We start from the raw sequence: 21235 nt of genomic DNA, 5'->3' as shown, positions 1-21235 counted from the left end.
TTTCTTCTACTATACGCTTATTTTTTAATAAAATTCACAAAAACAACAGATTGTTGCGCTTTCAGAAAAACCACGCTATGTTTATTTTTTAAACTACGGAAGGTCATAAAAATGAAAAACGCTATAAAACCCATCGTATTAGCAACATCACTTATTCTAGTTACAGCCTGTAATTCAACGGCTCCTATTAATAAAACAGCAACGACAGCCATAAACCAAGAAAAATTTAGCCAATTTCATCAGTACGATGAAAAATCAAATATCACCCTTGAGTACACTGACTACGGGCAAATATTAAATGCCTCGGTGATTGATTTAGGTATGTCAGACCGCTATCGCATTTCACAAAACACAACCAAAATTGGCACCCGGTTGTCGTCGAACCCAAAACCGTCGACTGCAACAGAAGCAAACCGCTTTTATTATGATTCGTACAAAAAGAATCCTCAGATGAAGCAAGACTTGCAAATAGTGCAAGAAAATATGGCCGACCTGCCAAACAAAATTAATTTAAGTAACTTACCAAAATCAGAGTTACTCGCTTACTGGCTCAATCTTTATAACGTGACGGTACTCAATGAGTTAGTGCAGCAGTACCCTGTTAAGAACCTGACCAAGTTATTAAATGAAGAGCCAAGTTTTTTTGATAAGCCACGCTTTAACTTTAACGGTAACCAGTATTCATTAAACGACATTGAGTACAACATTGTTGCACCGCTATTTAACAATGACCCGCTATTAATATATGGCTACTACCGTGGCTACATTGGCAGCCCAAATTTGCTTGACCACCCATATACAGCAAAAAATGTGTTTGCAGCCCTAACCACCAATGCAGTGCAATTTGTTAATTCAAACCGCGGTAGTGTGATAGGTAACCATAGCACTCGTGTTTCTTCTTTATACCTTGAAAAGAAAAACTATTTTCCTAACTTTGAAGAAGATTTGGCTGACCACCTTCAATCGTTAGTAATTCAAAAGCCAGATAAAGACCAAGTTGTAAAAAACCTCTCTTTTAGTATCGATAACTACGACATTACCGACATTCTAGGTACCGATGTTGAATATGGTGGAGGTAACGCGACTGTCGCCGATCCGAGTATAGTAGCAGATGGCTTTGATACTAACTTTGTTGCTTATGGTAAAAACTTAACCAAAGAAGTCGGCCATGTAAGCCCGTTACGCCGCGAGATTTTGCAAAAAATCACGCAAAAATACTATGAAGCAAATACTCGCGTTGAAATAAAAGACTTACCAGCTAAAGAGTCTGAAGATAAATAATATAAACCTAAAGCGGCTCGCTATGAGCCGCTTAAGTACCCAACTAAAACACTTAGCAAAACCGCAATAGCCAACTTTAAGTCTTGTTTTTTCTGTGTTAATTACCTGGATATTGCCAATTTAAAGCAAAAGTAATGTGTTTATTTTTTGTACTAAGGAAGGTGGTGAAAATGAAAAGCGCTATAAAGACCATCGCATTAACAACATCACTTATTTTGGTAACGGCCTGTAATTCAACGGCTCCTATTAATAAAACAGCCATCACAGCAATTAACCAAGAAAAATTTAGCCAATTTCATCAGTATGATGCAAACTCAAACATTACTCTTGATTACGCTGGCTATGGGCAAATATTAAGTGCTTCGGTCATTGATTTAGGCATGTCTGACCGCTACCGCATCACCTCACACACCACGACGATTGGTACACATTTATCATCCAACCCTAAACCTTCAACAGCAACAGAAGCAAACCGCTTTTATTATGATTCATATAAAGACAATCCTAAAATGAGGCAAGCCTTGCAGGTCATACAAAAAAATATGGCCGACCTGCCAAATAAGATTAACTTGAGTAACTTGCCAAAGTCTGAACTGCTTGCTTACTGGTTCAATCTTTATAACGTGACGGTACTCAATGAGTTAGTCCAGCAGTACCCAGTAAAAAACTTATCTAAGCTAATAAACGAAGAGCCAAGTTTTTTTGATAAGCCACGCTTTAATTTTAACGGTAATCAATATTCATTGAACGATATAGAGTACAACATTGTTGCACCGCTATTTAACAATGACCCGCTATTAATATATGGCTATTACCGTGGTTATATTGGTAGCCCAAATTTACTTAACTACCCATATACAGCGAAAAATGTATTTACCGCCCTGACTAACAATGCAGTGCAATTTGTAAATTCAAATCGAGGCAGTGTTATTGATACTCATAGCACACGTGTTTCTTCTTTATACCTTGAAAAGAAAAACTATTTCCCTAACTTTGAAGAAGACTTAGCTGACCATCTTCAATCATTAGTTATTCAAGAACCAGATAAAGACCAAGTTGTGCAAAACCTCTCTTTTAGTATCGATAATTACGATATTACCGATATTTTAGGTACCGATGTTGCTTATGGTGGAGGTAATGCAGTTGTTGTCGATCCTAGTATTGTGGCACTGGGCTGGGATAAAACATTTACGACCTATGGTAACCACTTAACTAAAGCTGGCACTGTAAGCACATTACGCCGCGAGATTTTGAAAAAAATTACGCAAAAATACTATGAAGTAAATAGCCGCGTTGAAATCACTGATTTACCTAATAAAGAAAGCACTGAAAATTAGCGCTTATTGAGCATTGGACCTAAAAAGAAGCATTTATATTGAATTTTATTTGGCTCATGCCGTGAAATTCAGTAATTTGTCATATAAAACTAAACATAATTAGAAAATAACAATGAAATGGATGCACTTACAACTTAAGGTACTGGCTGTTTTTTTATTCTTTGTGAGCTGCTTTGCAGCCGCTGAAGACTATCAGGTTGCGCCTGCAGCTAACTGGGTAAAACACCATGAGTTACTCACCCCAGAGATTCCTCGAGACCAAATACGAGACGGGACTTTCTACCTGATGCTCGACACTCAGCTTCAGGTATCTGAGCAAGCCCCACAGCAACGCTTTAATCGTACTGTAATGCAGGCGGTCAATCAGTCTGGGGTTGATTATATAAGCCAGCTGAATATTGATTTTGACCCAAATTATCAATCTCTTACGCTCAATAGTTTAGGCATTATTCGTGACGGCCAATATATAGATAAACTAAATAGTGCCGAGCTTCAGGTGTTACAGCGCGAGACTGACTTAGCAAGTCGTATATACAATGGCACCTTAAGCCTAAATGTCATTATTGATGATATGCGGGTCATGGATATTTTAGATTACAGCTATACGATTTCGGGGAGTAATCCGGTTTATCAACACTTCAGCACCATGCGCACACTGAACTGGTCGGTGCCGATAGTGCAGCAATTTATGCGGGTAAAGTGGCAAAAGCCTTCGCCCTTATATATCAACTTTATGAATGGCGAGTCACCAGTTACTAAAACCAAGCTCGATACGGGTTTTGACTACCAAATTAGCCAACACAATGAGCCGACCCTTAGCTCTGCAAGCGAAGTACCGCATTGGTATTCACCTTACAAGGAAGTGTATTTCTCTGAAGTAAATAATTGGCAAGAGGTAGTCAATTGGTCGTTACCTTTATACCAATCGGCCATCGAAGTAAGCCCTGCTATTAAAACAATTGCTCGTCAAATTAAGTTTCAACATGCCGACTTAGAGTCTCAAATTGTGGCTGCCCTGCGCTTTAGCCAAGACGAAGTACGTTATTTAGGCCTAGAAATGGGCACTAACTCGCACCAGCCTACTCCTGCATCAGAAACCTTGGCACTGCGCTATGGCGACTGTAAAGACAAAACCGTCTTGCTCATTTCTTTACTTAAAGCGCTCGGCGTAGAGGCTCATCCAGCTTTAGTTAACACCGAAGACAGAAAACGTACTGCCAGCTTACCGGTCTCTCCTAGCTTGTTTGACCATGTGATTGTCACCTTAGAGCACCAAGGTAAGCGCTATTGGCTTGATCCGACCATTTCGTACCAGCGCGGCGATTTAGCACATTTAGCTCAACCGAACTATGATGTAGCGTTAATCATAAAGCAAGGTGAGACAGGCTTTACAGATATGTTCACAGAGCCTGCCCTAAAACGCATACAGGTTTTTGATAGTTATCAGATCCCAGAAGGTATTGATGAGCCAGTTAGTTTCTCAACTCAATATAAATACGGCGACTTTGAAGCAATTAACCGCCGCAGCTCAATCGCTGAAAACAGCTTAAAAAGCATAGAAGATGATTACCGCGAATATTATCAAGATACCTACAAGGGCTTAAAAACAGTCAAACCTATGCTGGTTGAATCTCCAGAAGACACCGGTCAGCTAATTACCAATGAGCACTATACTATTGATAACTTTTGGCGACCTAAGGGTAATGATTTTCAAAACGACTTTTACGCTAGTGAAATTCAAAACTCAGTTTATAAGCCGGAACAGCGAGAACGTAACAATGCACCAATATGGTTTCGTTACCCAAATAATATCGAAACAACCATAAAGGTTACGTTTACGGATACTAATTGGCAGTTTAATGATGAGCAGGTCACAGTCGACAACCCATTTTTTCATCTCGAAAAACGCGTGACATTTAAAGACTCGGTGTTGACCTTATACTTTGATTACAGTGCTAAGCAGGATCATATTCCAGCCGATCAAATAGACCTTTACCTAAGCGAGCGTAAAAAACTCAATAACGCGACCCATTACGGCATCATTAAATACGGCACAAATAGCGCCACAACCACACCAGCGGATGACGAAACCAACTGGTATAGCGTTTTTATTTTAAGTTACTTGGCGGCAATCATCTTTTTCATCGCGGCTTGGCGTATAGAAGCAAGTAACCGCCCAGTTTTTGCTGAGCAACAGTTCTACCCTGTCAGTAACAGTAAGTTTGTTATTTACAGCTTATTAAGCTTAGGAATATTCATTCACTACTGGAGCTATCGCAACTGGAAAGCGATAAAAGAGCAACAACAAAGCCATATTATGCCGATTGCTCGAGGGATATTTGCACCGCTGTTTTTTATTCCGTTGTTACTTGAGCTTTGCAAGCACAGCGAGCAAACCTTTGGCAAAAATAAGATCATGCCCGTTGCGGTTGGGTTCGTGTTATGGCTGGCGATTATCATTTCTGAAGTCGTAAGCTATAACTGGGAATATGGTACTTGGCTGTTTTTAGTTACACCTATTCTATGGTTGCCTCTGGTTAATTACATTCAAAACCTCAAGCAACCACAGCAGGCTCTTGAGTACCACTCTCAGTGGCGAGCGAGGCAGGTTATCATTTCGATACTCATGTTGCCTTGGTTATTTTATGGCTTAATTTATGAGCTATATTTGTTGCCAAGCTCAACCATAGTAACCGGCGATAAGCTTTGGTCTTATCAAGTTAACTTTCTAAAAAGAAAAGAAATTATTCCTGCCAACGAGAATGTGCACTATTTTTATAGTGACGCATTTTTCGATTTTAAAACTGATGGAAACGGCATCACAGAAAACACTATTTTTAGTTACTGGGAAAATGAGCAAGGTGTGCTCGAAAAAGATCAGCGCCGCTTTAGTGACATTAAAGAGATCAACGTTGATTATGCTAAAAGCGCCCTACTAACCACCACGGTAACGGTCATTGACCACAATGGTGATGAAATGCTGTTATTTTTGAGCCATGAAGATGACTTAGATAAGAAGTTTGTCGCTGAGGTAGAGCGCTTAATTAAAGCCAATACCCCAACAACTGAGCAAAACGCAGATTAAGTCAGTCGCTTAATCATGCGCTTTAAGGCGGGCGCTTTCAGAGGCTTATAAAGTAATGGGTAGCCCGCATCTAGCACTAACTCGCGTATGCCTTCATCATGATTCGCGGTATTCACTATGGCAGGTAAGCGTGTTAATGCCGCTTGTTCAATCACTTCAAGGCCTGTTACCCCATCATCAAGCTGGTAATCAATGATCAACAATTGCGGCAGGGCTTGGCTTGCCTTTAACTGCTCAAGCTCCGCTAAGTTAGTGGCTGTTGAAATTTCACAGCCCCAATTTTCGAGTAGCTGCTTTAATGCCTCTAACACGTTGCGGTCGTTATCAAGCAACCAAATACGCAATTGCCCCAGCTCTGTTTCTTGTGATGCCTCAGCACCTTTCGCTTGCGCTGGCGCAGCACTCACTCTACAAGGCAGAGTTAGGGTAAATTGCGTGCCTTTACCAAGCTCAGACCCCATCACTAGGGGTATTTTAAGTAAGTCACATATACGTTTAGTGATTGCCAACCCTAAGCCTAACCCCTCGGCGCTTGGCTTTGCACCAAGCTGTTTAAACTCTTGGAAAATAGTTTGTTGATCGCTCGATGCAATACCAATCCCTGTGTCTTCAACAATAAAGGATACATGGTCATCGTCGTACTGCATTTTTAAGCGCACTTCACCTTGCTCGGTATAACGAATCGCATTACTCAAAAGGTTACGTAGTACTCGTCGCAGCAGCGCTTTGTCGGTATGCAAGCGAACATCGCAGGTTTCAATAATAAACTTTAAGCCTTTTTCGCGGGCAAGGGCTTCGTAGTCATTACGCAATGGTTCAACCAACGAGCTGGCAGCAAACTCGCTCATTTGTACTTTAAACGAGCCCGAATCGAGCTTGGTTAACTCTAAAATACTCGATAACAACTCTTCGGCGCTGCCCAATGAATTCTTAATATTCATCGCCAGCTCTTTAAGTTCGGTATCTTGGGCTTTTTCATTCATTAAAGAACAAAACAAGCTCGCGGCATTGAAAGGTTGCAGTAAATCATGGCTGGCAGCGGCAAAAAAGCGTGTTTTACTGACCGTTGCTTGCTCCGCCACTTGCTTTGCCATCGACAACTCTTGGTTTGCTTGAGTCAATGCCAAGGTGCGGGCTGCGACTTTTTCTTCAAGGCTAACATTGGCTTCGGTTAACGCTTTTTGTTGTTTTACGAACTCGGTAATGTCGGTATAGGTTGTTACAAAGCCGCCACCTGGCAGTGGGTTACCTTGCATTTCAAACACGCGGCCATCATTGTGCGAGCGCTGATATTTATAAGCGCTGCCTTGGCGTAAATAGGCTAAGCGTTTTTCGACTTCGCTGGTCATGCTCTCGCCGCTAAATAAGCCACGCTCGGCATTAAAACGAATAATGTCGGCAACAGGGCGGCCTATGTAAAGCGCATCATCTGGGTAGGCGAACATGTTTTTGTAGCCTTGGTTCCAAGCTACCAAGCGCAGCTCACTATCAACTACACTGATCCCTTGTTGAATGTTTTCGATTGTTGATTGCAGTAAATCACGATTAAATTTAAGTACTTGGCTTGCTTCATCAACAAATTCAGCAACCTGCTCTAGAGGCTGGCGCTGCTCATTTTTCGCCACATCTAAAATAAGCCGTGCCGATGCACCGCCGATCACCGCAGACATCTCGCGCTCAACTAATAGTTCTAACTCAACATTGGCAGGACGCTTCCACTTACTTTTATCATCAGGAAAGTAATGATTTACCAACGACTGCGCCGCTTCTTTTTCGGCAAATCGCTGCATTAGCGCACCTAGGTCATGGTAACTCAAAGGCTGTAGATGATTGCTTACCTTCGAATCATTCAGCTGCGACACAAACTTATTGCTCTGCAAGCGTTCAGCTAAGGTTGCTCGACTAAATAACGGTACTAAGAAATACACTAAACAGTTCGCACCTAGCGATAGCAATAAAGCTTGGCTAATGCTTTCCATGCCTAATGAGAATAAGTCGGTTGGCGCTAACCAGCTTATTCCCCACGGTCCATTCACAAGCCATAAGCTATCGCTTCCTAAACCTCCGGCGATATTCGGTAGTAAAAGTGTGTATCCCCAAATAATAAAGCCGCTTAAAATCCCCAATTGAGCACCGCGACACGATGCTTGTCGCCACCATAAGCCTATGATCATGGCAGGCGAAAATTGCGCGACTAAGGTAAACGACATCAAACCCACATTGGCAAGGGTTGTACTTTCGCCCAGCACTCGGTGAGTGAAGTAACTAAGCAATAGAATCAATACGATAACGATTTTACGCGCATGTAATAGGTTATTTTTATCAAGCCCGCGACTACTCGATGTAAGTTGCGAGCGGCGTAAAATAAATTGGTTAATAAAGTCATTAGTGATCATCACTGAAAGCACAATTGATGACACAATCACCATACTGGTTGCCGCTGAAAAGCCGCCTAAAAAGGCTAATAACGCCACAAAAGCATCATCAGCCGCCATGGGTAAAGCCAATACAAAGGTGTCGTAGCCGACTTCTTGACCTTGAAAGTAAATTAATCCGGCGTATGCAATCGGTAGAATAAACAGGTTAATAAGTAAGAGGTAAATCGGAAATAGCCAACGCGCCGAGGCCAGCTCTTTATCGTTATTTTTTTCGATAAAGCTCATGTGGAATTGTCTTGGCAAACATAAGGTCGCCAAAATACCAAGCAAAGTATGAGCAACATACACATAGGTTGGACTTTGCGTTGCAGCCACTTGCTGATCAATATTTAGGTCATGCGCTTTTTCAAACAGTGCCACTGGGCTGTCGAATAGAGCAAAGCACACATACAAACCCACCGCTAAAAACGCCAACAACTTAACCACAGATTCAAAGGCAATACTGGCTATCAAACCTGGATTATGTTCGCTGGGCTTTAACCGCCTCGCGCCGAATAAAATAGCAAACAGTGCCAATACAAGCGTGATGTAAAAAGTACTATCGGCCCATACCTCATGGCTTTGTGTGGCAGCACGGTCGGTAAGTAAGTTGATACTTTGTGCAGTTGCACTTAGCTGTAAAGAGATATAGGGCACAATGGCAATCACTGAAATCAATGAAATGAGTCCAGACAAACTCGACGATTGACCATACCGAGTCGCAATAAAATCTGCCATTGAGGTTATTTTTTGCTGCCGACAAATATGTGCTATGCGGCAATAGACTTGCCAGCCAAAAATGAATAGCAAAATAGTACCGGCATAGGTCGGAGCCAACCACCAGCCGTTGTATGCAGCTTGTGCTGTGGTACCAAAAAACGCCCAAGAGGTGCAATACACCCCAAGTGATAAACCATAGGTTAAGCCTTTAAAAGGCAATACTTTTCTTTTATCAGCCCAGCCTGCAACCGCAAATAAAATTGCCAGATATACAATTGCAAGAAGGCTTATTGACCAAATTGAGAACATCGCATGTGATTATTTTAATTGTTATAGCCCCAGCATAGTTTTTATTGCACGTAATTTACAGCCTAACTTTAGTGCTAATGCATTGTATTACGGAAGTTTAAAAAACAAACACAAAGAAATGAGAATTATTTTCAATTGAATGTTGACAGCCACGTAAATCTAATTGATAATCACTATCAACAAGACAATAAAGTGTTATGACTTGTTCGGAATAAACTGATTTGTTTCTCGACCCTGAAACACGTGTGGCCCACGATAAAGCTAAGATCGCCTGTTGCTAATCGCAACGCCCCTTGATATTAGCAACAGGTGATCGCCCTACTATTTTACTTGCTACATTGCTCATATCGGTGACGGTAGATATGAAACTCAAAAAGCCCTTACAGGGCTTTTTTTATGTCTAAAATTCGTACCAAACCTGCAAGCCAAACTAAATGAGAATTATTTTCAAAAACATGTTGACAGCATCGAAAACCTAATTGATAATTAATCTCAACAAGCCAAGCGAAGTATGATGACTTGTTCAGATTGAATTTGTTTCTCCCCAGAAACGCGTGTCGCCACGTTAAAGCTTTAGCTTATATGTTACTAATGGCAACGCCCCTTGATATTGGCGACATATAAGCGACCCTACTTATTTTACTTGCTACATTGCTCATATCGGTGACGGTAGATATGAAACTAAAAAAGCCCTTGCAGGGCTTTTTTTATGTCTAAAAGTTAATGCGTTAACTTTATCGACGGTTCTTACGTGCACGTGCACGGCGTTGTTTTTTCTCTTCTTCTTTAGCGGCTTTTTTCGCCTCTGCAGCAGCGCGAAGTTCAGCAACCATTTGCTTTTCTTCTTCACGCATAGCCGGTGTTTCCATGGTAATACGACCAATAATGCCATCGCGTAATTCGTTAATAAGAATTTCAGACATTTTGTAAGTATCAATTTGATTACCACCGCGGATACAACCACGCTTTTTACCTGCCATTTCAACAAACTCCCAGTCAGACTCTGGTAGCTCATCAATTTTATAGCGGCTTTTTAAAAGTTCTGGGTATGCTTGCAATAAATATTCAGCGGTGTAACTTGCCACTTCTTCGTAGTCGATAGCGGTATCACGAATTGCACCAGTTGCCCCTAAACGATAACCAGAGTTTTCGTTCTCTACTTTAGGCCATAACATACCCGGCGTGTCGTAAAGCATAATGCCATCGTCAAGCTTAATACGTTGCTGCGCTTTGGTTACCGCAGGTTCATTACCTGTTTTTGCCACGATACGGCCAGCTAAGGTATTAATAAGCGTTGATTTACCAACGTTTGGAATACCCATGATCATGGCTTTAATTTGTTTATCAGCGCCTACTTTATGCGGCACTAATTTTTTACAAAGCTCATTAATACGATGTACTTCACCCGCTTTATCATTACCAAAATCAATCGCTTTTACGCCACTTTGCTGCTCAAAGTAGTCTTTCCAAGCTTGCGTTAACTTAGGATCAGCCAAGTCCGCCTTGTTCATGATTTTGATCACCGGCTTATCGCCACGCAGCGCAGTAACCATTGGGTTTTCACTACTATAAGGAATACGGGCATCAAGTACCTCAATGATCACATCCATCTGTGGCATGATTTCTTTAATTTCGTTGCGGGCTTTGTTCATGTGACCCGGGAACCACTGGATGGCCATTTTTAACTCCTACAAGATAATTTCACGGTATTTTAACTGGCTCGGCAACGAATTGCGCTATAATGACGCAAATTTTTTCAAGTAAGCAGTTATGGCTCTTAAATCAACCATTATTAAAGCGCAATTATCGCTAAGCGATATGGACCGCCACATTTATCAAGATTTCAATTTAACACTGGCACAACACCCATCAGAAACCGAACAACGCTTGATGATCCGCTTGTTAGCTTTTGCACTTAATGCTCGTGAAGGCTTAGAGTTTACTAAAGGCTTATGCGCCGATGATGAGCCTGAGCTTTGGCACATTAACTATAGCGAAGAAATTGAATTATGGATTGAGCTAGGTTTACCTGATGAAAAACGCCTGAAAAAAGCCTGCAATAAGTCGAAGCAAGTTGTTTTATATACCTACGGCGAAAATAACCAAGCGATTTGGTGGCAAAAACATCAACCTAAGTTGTATGATTTTAAAAACTTAAGTATTTTTAGTCTCGATTATGCCGCGACTCAGGCATTAGCCGACTTAGCTGATCGCAATATTAAGCTCACTATTACCATTCAAGATGGTGAAGTATGGGTTAGCTCAGATACAGCAAATATCGAAATTAAACCGCAACAGTTAATGTAAGGAATGCGATGGCAATTAGGCAAGTTGTAGTATTACACGGACTTTATATGTCAGGCTTTGTGATGCGCCCACTGTGCGCGCGTCTTGAAAAGTCAGGTCTAAAAATACTCAATTTGACCTATAACACGCTCTCTCCCGATAGAGCGGCAATATTCGATAAGATTGATCGCTTTATCGGTGGTAAACCTACCGCCTTAGTTTGCCACTCTATGGGCGGCTTGGTTGCTCGCGCTTACTTAGAGGCCAATTCTCTTCAAAGTCGCCACGTTGAAAAGGTGATCACCTTAGGCACCCCGCATAAAGGCAGTCATATTGCTAAGCAAATGCAGCAAAAGGGCTTTGAAATGCTGTTAAAAAATAGCGTGGAGTTTTTATTATCTGAGAATGGCGATTGGCCGTTTAATGCCAAGCTTTATAGTATTGCTGGTGACTTACCAATAGGGCTAATGCCACTGATTGCTAAAGGCAGTGTCTCTGATGGTACAGTTTTGATAGATGAAACCAAACTCAATGGCATGGCAGAACATAAGGTGTTTCATTTGAGTCACACCAGTATGATCTACTCACGCCAAGTGATGGATTACATTATTAAGCTTATAAATCAAAGTGAGTGATACTTTAATCTTCAGCACTTGCAGCCACTTTATATGAGATTAAAACAATGATCCCTAAGATCAATGGTACAGGTGCAGCAATATAGCCAAAGGTATCAAAGTTTGCGAAGCTAGCACCTGCTAGATGACCTACCAAACCGATAACAAATGCAAGTAATGCAATCACTACAACAACTATTTCAGCTTTGCTTTCTTTAACTGTTTTACCGTCCATTTTTATTCTCCTGGTTAAATGCGGTAAAGTCATTATGCGCTTATGGTTCGTTGTTTTTTTGACCTAAATCAAGTTCTAAATCGGCCTATTTATCAGCGAGTACAAACCTTGTTTTAGATCATACTTTCTGCCTAATTTTTGAATATTTGAAAAATAAGGTAGATTTTTTGCTCAGTTGCCCCAAGTCTATATAAAAGTAATTCAAAGTTATGTTGATAGTACACAAATGGACAAAACCAACCTTTGATAGCTAAAACCTATCACTGTGTTCGAATTAAACCATTTTACAGATTAGCCAAGATGGCTAATACTTAACACCAAGCACTAGCAAGTAAACACTTAACGGTTTTTTAAGGAGCAATCTATGTCACAGGTAAATGCAATTGGTTTAAACAGCGCAAAAAGTGAAGATATCGTAAATTCACTAAACTCTTTACTAAGCTGCTACCAAATTCAATACATGAACGCACGCGGCTTTCATTGGAATATTAAAGGTCGTAACTTTTTTGAATTACACCTTAAGTTTGAAGAAATTTATAACTTACTACTTGAGAAAGTAGACGAGATTGCAGAGCGTATTTTAACGTTAGGCGGTACACCGGTACATGCGTTCTCTGAGTACATCGAAGATAGCAAGATCAGTGAAGCTAAAAATATCACTGAAGGTACTGCTGCAGTAGAAAACCTTTTAGCAGGTTACAGCACGCTTATTCAAATGCAGCGTGAAATCCTTGCACAAGCAGGTGATGCAGATGACGAAGGTACAGCATCGCTAATGGGCGACTACATTAAAGAACAAGAGAAACTTGTTTGGATGTTAAAAGCCTACCTTGGTTAATATTTAGAATTGACACGAAAAAGCCCTCAAATGAGGGCTTTTTTATATTTAGAAAGCATTACTTTAACCACTTTCTTAAATTATCGTACTCGGGTCTTGCTTGAAAAAAGCTTTCAGCATCTGGGTGAAAGTTAATATCCATTTCTACACCAGACCAAACTGTCTCTAATAAGTTGCGAGCAATGATATTCGCTTTAATATAATCAACGCGTTTGTAACCCCGCGCTTTTACAGCCTGAAAGTAAGCCTTTGCAATCTCAATACTATCTGCAGTTGCTAATTCAAATTGTTCCAAATTAACCACAGCATACTGAATTGAATTTTCAGGGTACTTCATGATTTCTTGACCGACTTCAATACTAAATGAAGCAACGGCTTCTTTATTAAAGCTGCCACTAACTTCCACATAAATCACTGGCGGCTCAACAAAATAACGCCAATCACCATGGGCTTTAAACATGCTCACCCCTTTGAAATACAACTTAAGTTTACGCTTATAAAATTTATTTACTTATTTATCTAAGCCTTAATTCGGTAATAAAGCAATAAAAAACGCCATTTCTAATGCCTTTTCCTCAAGGCTTTTAAAGCGACCCGATGCGCCGCCATGGCCTGCATCCATGTCGGTTTTAAACACCAAAATGTTGTCATCGGTTTTAAGTTCACGCAGCTTAGCAACCCACTTCATTGGTTCCCAGTATTGCACTTGAGAGTCATGGAACCCGGTGGTAACAAGAATATTAGGGTAAGCCTGCGGCTTAATATTATCGTACGGCGAGTAAGCCTGAATCACATCATAAAACGCTGGATCATTTGGGTTACCCCACTCGTCGTATTCATTGGTCGTCAGTGGAATACTTTCATCAAGCATGGTGGTAAGCACATCTAAAAATGGTACATGACAACCGATACCTAAATAAAGCTCAGGTGCTTGGTTAACCACAGCGCCCATTAATAAACCACCAGCACTGCCACCAGACGCAAATACTTTTTCTGAGTGTGCATAGCCTTGCTTGGTAAGCGCTTGCGTAACATCAATAAAATCGCTAAAGCTATTTTGCTTAAATTGCTTTTTACCTTGCTCATACCAGTGACGACCTAGCATTTCACCACCACGAATATGTGCAATCGCATAAACAAAGCCTCGGTCAAGCAAGCTTAGTGAGCTGCTTGAAAAGCTTGGATCGATGGTAATGCCGTACGCGCCATAGCCGTATTGCAGTACTGGGTTAGTGCCATCTTTATTAAATTTATCAATGCGATAAACCAAAGAAACCGGCACTTGTTCGCCATCCCTTGCAGTAACCATTAAACGTTCTGAGCGATAATGCTCTGGGTTAAAATCACCCAACACTTGCTGTTGTTTTAATAAGGTTTTGTTACCTGTTTTTAAATCAACATCATACAAAGAACCTGGCGTCGTTAAGCTTGAATAGTAAATACGCGCAGAGCTCACATTCGGCTCAGGGTTCATGGCAATAGCAGCATAATAGCAAGGGTCATCAAACTCTAAAGTAAGACGTTCTGCTTGCTGATCCACCACCACAAAACGTGTTTGGCCAAGCTCTCGCTCAGTGAGGATAAGATACTCATCGAAAATTTCGACCCCTTCTAGCAACACGTTCTCGCGATGCGGTGTATGCTCCTGCCAACGATTTTTATCGGCAATGGTGCTTTGCGTCGCGGTCATTAAACGAAAGTTTTTCGCTTGCCAGTTGGTAACAATGTAAAAGGTATCACCTAGCTTATCGACATCGAACTCATGGCCTTCTTCGCGTGGCATTAAGGCGCTAAATTCACCCTTTGGGTTATTGGCATCAAGCACCCAAGTATCGTTTGTTTCTGTAGTCGCAAGGTCAATAATAATAAGGCTTTCATCGCGGCTTTTGCCAAGCCCCATAAAGAAGCTTTTATCTTGCTCTTCATAAACCAGCACGTCATCAGCTTGCGGGGTGCCTAAAACATGGCGATAAACCTGAAAGCCCAATAAAGTTTGCAGGTCTTTTTTCACATAAAACACCGTTTTGTTATCATTAGCCCACACCACTTGGCCTTCGGTGTTTTCCAGCACATCACTAAACATCTCACCGCTGGCAATATTTTTAAAACGCACGGTATAAATACGGCGACCTTCGGTGTCTTCAGAGTAAGCAAGCAGCTGCTCATCAGGGCTAATTGCAACTTCACCTAACTCATAAAATTCGTAATCGCCAGCTAATTGATTTACATCTAACAACAGGTGCTTGTCGCGCGCTTCTATTGAGCTGCTACGATAATGGCGTGCATATTCATCGTCACCACGTACTTCTGAGTGATACCAATATTGGCCATCTTTCACGGGTACCGTGTTGTCGTCTTTTACAATACGGTCTTTTAACTCATTAAATAGCTGTTCGCGCAGTGGTTTTATGTCGGTAAGTTGTTTATCGCAATAATCGTTTTCGGCATTTAAATGCGCTAATACATCTTCATTTTCGCGCTCATCATCACGCATCCAATAATAATTATCGGTGCGCATCAGTTGATGTGTAGTTAATTGCTGAGGGTGTTTTTTTGCAACAGGAGGATGCGCTAATAAAGACAAAGAATACGAATTTGACGACACAAGAAAAACCAAAATAAAAAACGAATTGCTGGCAGTTTATCACAGAATTATACCAATCAGCTTAATTAAGTAGTCTATTTTGAGGCAATAAAACCTCGTTGATAACAAGGCAAAAATGTCGTTATTTAGTTGTTCTAAATGAGAAATTTTTAACGCAGTTAGCGGCAGGTTTAATCCCTCAAAATGATTAAGCATTATTGCGGGTTGGTATTAAAAAAGCCCACTCAAATTGAGTGGGCTAAGCAATGCTAAAATAGCATTTAGGGGGAAACTGTTAATGCGATACTTGCTGCCAAGCCATAGCCCAGCTTTTTCCTACACCTGGCTCAAACAGCGGGTTGTGTGAATCTTTAACACGACAAAACTCGCTAAATGGCCACGGTTTGCACATATAAATATGGCCCGTTTTTGGCTGCAGTACTTTAACACCTGCACTGTAATCGCTGCATGCTTGTGGGTAGACATAGTCATAATCTTGCAGACTATCTTGCACTCGCTCTTTACATTTTGCGATGCAATTAAACGCCACTTTTACATGCGTAATGCCCGAACCTTCAAGGGCATAAATTTGGTTTGAACGGTACGCAACCACTAAACCTTGTTCAGTCATTTTGCCCGCTTTTACCAGCGGAACATGCACGTTTATATGCTCGGCAACAGAACGTGGCCAATTATGAGGCTCACCCTGATCGGAACTGCTGATCGGGTATTCGAATGATAAATCGACTAGCTCTCCTTGCATGTCATAAAAGGTTACAATCACCCTATCTCCAACAAACAGTTGGGTATGATGATTTAAGCAACCAATCGGCAACCACTTCCCGGAGGCCATTGACGTATGCATAAACAAAATATCACCCTAAGAACAACTAATAGGCATTATCTAACAACCGAACAAAATAAATACTTTTAGTTTGAGGCAAGTGAACCAAAGCACTAGATTATGTGCTTATCAGCGGTCCCGCTATCATAGTTTAAAACCTTAGACCGGAAACTTTGCGTCCTAACCTTTCAGTTAGTTTGCCAAAAACAAGACTGAGTATAATCGTGACCGAATCACAAATCAAACAAAAGAATGTAACCAAACGTCTTATATAGCAAATAGTTACTAGCAAATGCGTTAGGAACAAAAAAGCCAACCTCTTGGCTGGCTTTTTCGCAAATGGGTTATTAATCCCTTGCTAGCTTTCTTCTGGTCGCTACTCGGTGCCCTGCGCGGAATACATTCAAGAAGCCATTACCCACATCACTCATTACAATATACAAACAAGGTACTAGTACTAAAGTGATTAGAGTTGCAAACATAACCGCAAAACCAAGTGCAACCGCCATTGGAATTACAAATTTAGCTTGCAAGCTGGTTTCGAACATAATCGGTAGTACACCGGCAAAGGTTGTAATTGATGTCAGGGTGATTGCTCTAAAGCGCGCACAACCTGCTTCAATAACCGCTTGGCGAGTTGAAATACCTTCTCGGCGTGCTTGGTTTACAAAGTCGGTCATAACTAACGAGTCATTAATTACAACACCGGCTGCGGCAATCAAGCCAAAGCCCGACATCAAGCTAATATCTAGACCAAACCAGAAGTGACCCCAAATAGCTCCGGTTAAGCTAAATGGAATAACCGACATAACAATAAGAGGCTGCGAATAGCTCTTAAGCGGCACTGCAAGCAAGATATATACTAAAATCATACCACCGATAAAGAACATGATTTGCTCGTTAGCTTGCGCTTGTTGTTCTTCAATAGAACCACCTAGCTCAGTTTTAACTGATGGGTATTCCTCTTTTAACTGCGGTAATAAGTTCTCATCAACTTGCTTAACCACTTCACCCGGTTCAATCGCTTCTTCATCGATACTGCCGTAGATATACACAGTACGATAGCCACCTTCACGGCGAATATAGCTAATACCTGGCTTTTCGTTCAGTTCAACAACATCACCCAGCATCACCTCTTGGCCTGCAGGCGTTGTGATAACAGCGTGCTTTAATGATGCAAACGCTTCACGTGTTAGTTTCGGGTAACGAACCATAACACGTACTTCTTCACCGCGACGAATAACACGCTGAGCTTCACCACCGTAAAAGCTTGCGCCCACTTGGTTAGCAATGTTGGCAAGGTCTAAACCTAGATCATATGCCACAGGTTTTAAGCTTAATTGCACCTCTTTGCTCGCCGGATCGATAGTCGAACTAATATCAAATAAGCCTTTTTGCTGTTGTAGTAGTTGGATAAAACGACGACCTGCCTCATTTAAGGTATCGATATCTGGGCCATAAAGTAAGTAACCAAACTCACCATCCATACCACCGCCATTTACATCATCGTAAATTTGCAGCGATTTCACACCTGGGATACTTGGCATTTGTTCACGCCAACGACGAGATAATTCGAATGCGTTATACGGGCGAAGCTCTTCATCTACCAGCGGAGCAAGTAGTTGTGCTTCAGTACGACCTTGGTTGAACACTAAGATATCGCGAATTAGCTTTTGACCAAATTCTCGTTCTGTCTCTTGGTCTACCTTGTTAACCATGGCTTCGATTTCACGAATAGCATTAATCGTTTGCATATCCGAGGCATTTTCATTCATTTCTAAACGAATTTGCGGGAAGTCATGAGGTACTTTTGGTGTTGGTACCACACGCACTTGGTTTGATGAAATTAAGCCAAACGTCAAAATCAATAAACCGATAAACGCAAATAGCACAAACCAACGCCACTCCACACACAGCTCAATAAAACGCTTATATGGGCCATTTACAAAGTTAAAGAAACGTTTGTTAAAACGCGCTCGCCAGCTATTAGGATTAATTGGCGGAAACTTAGTGTGGGCAATGTGTGCCGGTAAAATAAGTTTCGATTCAATCAAACTAAATATCAGACACAGAATTACCACCACGGCGATACCAAAAAAGAATGCGCTTTCTGGGCCACTTGATAAGGTGAATGGTGCAAATACAGCAATTGTTGTTAAAACACCAAATGTTGCTGGGGTAGCAACGCGTTTTGCGCCATTTACCACGTTTACAACACCACCGCCTTTTTTCTCAATTTCGGTGTAGGCACTTTCCCCTATGACGATGGCATCATCGACCACGATCCCGAGTACCATAATAAAGGCAAATAACGACACGATATTAATACTGATACCAAATAATGGCATCATCATCATTGCACCTAAGAAACACACAGGTAAACCAATCATTACCCAAAGTGCCAACTTAAAGCGCAAGAAGATAGACAACATAATGGCAACCAAGATAGCCCCTTGGAATAAATTGCTTTTCATCATGTCTAAACGGGCATTTAGGTAGTACGTCATGTCCATTAATGGCTCAAGACGCAAGCCCGCCGGTAGCTCTTTATTCTTTTGCTCAATAAACGCTTTAACTGAATCAGCAACCGGGATCATGTTTTGTTCTTTGGTTGCTTTTACTGATAAATAAACGGCATTTTCACCATTAAATTTAAAGTAGCGCTCACCTTCTGTGAATTGGTCTTTAATCACAGCGATGTCGTTTAGCAGCACTTTCGCGCCATTAGCACCAATTTTTACTGGGATCTGGCGGAACTCATCACCGCTGTAGTATTGATTTTCAACACGTACCGAGATAATACCTGCGTCAGTACGTAGTTGACCTGCCGAGATATTCGCAGAGTAACGACGTACTGCACTAGCCACCTCACTTAAAGTAAGGTTATATTGACGCAGTGAATCAGGGTCAATTTCAATTGCAATTTCATCAAGTGGTACATCGTTTTGCACCAGTGACACATTGGATAATTGCAGTAACTCATCTTCAATTTTATTTGCTACTGGCTTTAACTCAGTAAGTGGAATATCACCTACCAGCGTCATACCGATTACATCTTGGCGAAATTCAACCTGACTAATCGTCACAGGCTCCATGCCCGCAGGGAAAGTCGCAATACTGTCTACCCGTAGCTTCACTTTATCGAGTACATCAGTAAGTTCTGCATCAGTGTTGATCTCTAAACTTGCACGGCCACTATTTCGAAATGAGCGATATACACCACGTTTAATCTCGGTTACATCTTTTAGTGACTCTTCAATCTTGATCAGAATACTTTCTTCAATTTCCTGTGGTGAGGCCCCCGGATAATTGGCCTGTACTTCAATATAGTTAATTTCAACATTTGGGAACATCTGGCGCTGAATAGTGAAATAACTAATGATCCCCATGATGATGATAAACACCATCATTAAGTTAGCTGCGACCGAGTTATTGGCAAAATAAGCTATAAGGCCAGACTGTTTTTCTGTGTTTGTATCAGTCATAGTGCTACCTTAAAGCTTTTCAACCGCTGCAGTTTCTGCATCGCTTGTCATTTCTTTCATTCCAGCAACCTTCACTTCCATACCCTCTTGCGGGTACTCAGGCAGCGTCAGAACCAACTGGTCATTCACTTCAAGGCCATCACTAATGTAGAAGTACTCACCCTCTTCACGCACTACGGTTACTTTACGTGGTTCAAGTTTATTCTCGTCGTTCACAATCCACACCGTTTGGTTATTCACTAAAGACTGTGGTAAACGGTAGATGTTTTGTAATGTTGCACCGGCAAAGCTCACTTGTACGTAAGCACCAAATTTAATAGGTTGTACGTCGTGCTTTAAGCCGTATGGGTCATCAACACGAACAACTAAGTTGCTCATGCGAGTCGCGTTATCAACAACGCCTAGGTCACGGTCAATTTCGGCTTCACGAGTAAAGCTGTTTAAGCCTTTATTGATGATAGTCGCTTTAACGCCTTTTAAGCGTTTTGGCAAAAATACACTATCGAAACCAGCGATTGGTACAATGATTTCTGCACTTTCAATATTATTAATTTCAGCAACTTGGCTGCCTACATTAATGTATTGACCGACACCTATTTCACGGCTGATCACCAATGCATCGTAAGGTGCTTTTACCTCACAGCGAGCAAGGTCACGCTCGGCACGTTTTAATGCAGCTTGCGCTGATTTAACAGCGGCTTGCGCGCTTAAAACTTGAGGCTTACGTAGGAATAAGTCAGTGCGCTCACGTTCTGGGTAACGTCTTGCTTCATCCTCTGCCACTTTAGCTTGTGCTTGCTCTTCGATCAGTGCCGCTTGAGCACTAGCAAGTGACGCCTCAGCTTGTAGTACAGCTGCTTCGTAGTTATCTTTTTCGATGGTAAATAACACTTCACCACGAGCTACAATCCCACCAGCAACAAAGTTTGGATGCCAGCTTGTAACTTCACCAGCCACTTGCGAGGCAAGTAAGGTACTTTCAAGCGGTTTCACTTCGCCGTAACTATTAATAATCACTTGATGATCATCACTTGCTACTGGCTCAACCTGTACTAAAGGACGCACATCAACTACATCCTTGTCTTTAGGCTCTTGAGCAATCGCGTTGATTGCCTTAAAACCAGCAACACCAACGATTAATGCAACAAACGGTAATATCCATTTTAATAAACTTGTGCGCATAACTTACACCTATAATAT

At 41.4% G+C, this 21235-nt stretch carries 14 protein-coding genes and 1 riboswitch; of the genes, 6 read left to right on the top strand and 8 right to left on the bottom strand.

The genetic code is table 11. From position 1 onward, the window contains the following. Positions 1-111: 111 nt before the first annotated feature. The 3 genes from AADY36_RS00555 (at position 112) to AADY36_RS00545 (ending at position 5703) form a co-directional block, all read left to right on the top strand. The gene (locus AADY36_RS00555) at positions 112-1281 is read left to right on the top strand and encodes a DUF547 domain-containing protein (protein ID WP_342408374.1); all 1170 of its coding nucleotides are present in this window, start codon (positions 112-114) and stop codon (positions 1279-1281) included. Between the two features lie 170 nt (positions 1282-1451). Next, complete coding sequence (locus tag AADY36_RS00550; RefSeq protein WP_054562947.1) at positions 1452-2618, top strand: DUF547 domain-containing protein; 1167 nt, start codon at positions 1452-1454, stop codon at positions 2616-2618. A gap of 112 nt (positions 2619-2730) precedes the next feature. Continuing rightward, the gene (locus AADY36_RS00545) at positions 2731-5703 is read left to right on the top strand and encodes a DUF3857 domain-containing transglutaminase family protein (protein ID WP_342408373.1); all 2973 of its coding nucleotides are present in this window, start codon (positions 2731-2733) and stop codon (positions 5701-5703) included. On the opposite strand, the gene AADY36_RS00540 is transcribed toward AADY36_RS00545, so the two are convergent. Both AADY36_RS00540 and ylqF read right to left on the bottom strand, forming a co-directional pair. Then, positions 5700-9149 (bottom strand): PAS domain-containing hybrid sensor histidine kinase/response regulator, encoded by a 3450-nt coding sequence (locus tag AADY36_RS00540; protein ID WP_342408372.1) that lies wholly within the window; start codon positions 9147-9149, stop codon positions 5700-5702. The genes AADY36_RS00545 and AADY36_RS00540 overlap by 4 nt on opposite strands. Before the next feature lie 734 nt (positions 9150-9883). Continuing rightward, positions 9884-10828 carry a ribosome biogenesis GTPase YlqF gene (gene ylqF, locus AADY36_RS00535; RefSeq protein WP_342408371.1) on the bottom strand — a complete coding sequence of 315 codons (945 nt, stop codon included), beginning with the start codon at positions 10826-10828 and terminating at the stop codon, positions 9884-9886. Between the two features lie 91 nt (positions 10829-10919). Between ylqF and AADY36_RS00530 the strand changes: the two genes are divergently transcribed. Beyond that, positions 10920-11456, top strand: coding sequence for a YaeQ family protein (locus AADY36_RS00530; RefSeq protein WP_054562950.1), 537 nt, complete (start codon positions 10920-10922; stop codon positions 11454-11456). Between the two features lie 8 nt (positions 11457-11464). Continuing rightward, positions 11465-12070 carry a PGAP1-like alpha/beta domain-containing protein gene (locus AADY36_RS00525; RefSeq protein WP_062566321.1) on the top strand — a complete coding sequence of 202 codons (606 nt, stop codon included), beginning with the start codon at positions 11465-11467 and terminating at the stop codon, positions 12068-12070. Between the two features lie 4 nt (positions 12071-12074). Here AADY36_RS00525 and AADY36_RS00520 read toward each other — a convergent pair whose 3' ends face one another. Beyond that, positions 12075-12284 (bottom strand): hypothetical protein, encoded by a 210-nt coding sequence (locus AADY36_RS00520; RefSeq protein WP_054562952.1) that lies wholly within the window; start codon positions 12282-12284, stop codon positions 12075-12077. Positions 12285-12648: 364 nt separating this feature from the next. On the opposite strand from AADY36_RS00520, the gene AADY36_RS00515 reads away from it, so the two are divergent. Beyond that, the gene (locus AADY36_RS00515; protein ID WP_054562953.1) at positions 12649-13122 is read left to right on the top strand and encodes a Dps family protein; all 474 of its coding nucleotides are present in this window, start codon (positions 12649-12651) and stop codon (positions 13120-13122) included. A gap of 58 nt (positions 13123-13180) precedes the next feature. Here the strand turns inward: AADY36_RS00515 and AADY36_RS00510 are convergent, their stop codons facing one another. The 5 genes from AADY36_RS00510 to AADY36_RS00490 all read right to left on the bottom strand — a co-directional run bounded on the left by AADY36_RS00510 (position 13181) and on the right by AADY36_RS00490 (position 21217). Further along, entirely contained in the window at positions 13181-13582 is a 402-nt protein-coding gene (locus tag AADY36_RS00510; RefSeq protein ID WP_095209738.1) for a hypothetical protein, read from the bottom strand. A gap of 66 nt (positions 13583-13648) precedes the next feature. Beyond that, positions 13649-15727 carry a S9 family peptidase gene (locus AADY36_RS00505; protein ID WP_342408370.1) on the bottom strand — a complete coding sequence of 693 codons (2079 nt, stop codon included), beginning with the start codon at positions 15725-15727 and terminating at the stop codon, positions 13649-13651. A 274-nt stretch (positions 15728-16001) separates the two neighbouring features. Continuing rightward, a complete protein-coding gene (locus AADY36_RS00500) occupies positions 16002-16571 on the bottom strand; it encodes a hypothetical protein (RefSeq protein ID WP_055020585.1) in 570 nt (189 codons plus the stop codon). Positions 16572-16678: 107 nt separating this feature from the next. Then, positions 16679-16762: riboswitch (cyclic di-GMP riboswitch) on the bottom strand. Positions 16763-16897: 135 nt separating this feature from the next. Next, a complete protein-coding gene (locus AADY36_RS00495) occupies positions 16898-20035 on the bottom strand; it encodes an efflux RND transporter permease subunit (protein WP_054562956.1) in 3138 nt (1045 codons plus the stop codon). Between the two features lie 9 nt (positions 20036-20044). Continuing rightward, positions 20045-21217 carry an efflux RND transporter periplasmic adaptor subunit gene (locus AADY36_RS00490; protein WP_054562957.1) on the bottom strand — a complete coding sequence of 391 codons (1173 nt, stop codon included), beginning with the start codon at positions 21215-21217 and terminating at the stop codon, positions 20045-20047. Positions 21218-21235: the final 18 nt, after the last annotated feature.

The organism is Pseudoalteromonas sp. D15MCD-2, from assembly GCF_038562745.1.
Lineage (GTDB): Bacteria > Pseudomonadota > Gammaproteobacteria > Enterobacterales > Alteromonadaceae > Pseudoalteromonas.
Note: the sequence above shows the minus strand (reverse complement) of the source record. Positions and strands in the feature narration are given on the sequence as shown.